Source organism: Pseudomonas sp. KCJK9058, from assembly GCF_046230975.1.
Lineage (GTDB): Bacteria > Pseudomonadota > Gammaproteobacteria > Pseudomonadales > Pseudomonadaceae > Aquipseudomonas > Aquipseudomonas alloputida.
Genome location: NZ_JBJJLR010000150.1, coordinates 1 through 304 on the forward strand (window position 1 = coordinate 1; position 304 = coordinate 304).

General features: G+C 65.5%; 1 protein-coding gene. It reads right to left on the reverse strand.

Going from position 1 to position 304, the window contains the following annotated elements; all coding sequences use genetic code 11:
- A partial coding sequence (locus ACK59Z_RS25995; RefSeq protein ID WP_409294025.1) for a hypothetical protein occupies positions 1 to 304 on the reverse strand: 304 nt, incomplete at both ends.

Below are 304 nucleotides of genomic sequence, written 5' to 3' on the forward strand. Positions count from 1 at the left end.
TTCGTTGACCAGCGCGGTCAGGCGAATGGCCTTATCGTACTCGTAGCGAACCCGCTGGCCCTTGGCATCCTGGCGGCTGCTCGGCAGGCCACGGGCCGTGCGCATCAGGCGGGTGGTCTGGCCCTTGCCGTCGGTGTGGCTGAGCACCTGACCGTAGACGTTGTAGGTAAAGCTTTCCGTGGTGCCGTCCGGGTGGCTGATGCGCAGCACTTCACCGTCGGGCTTGCGCGCCAGCGTGGTGGTCTGGTTCAGCGCGTCTGTTACGGCGACCAGGTGCTGGCGCTCGTCATAGCGGTAGTACGTG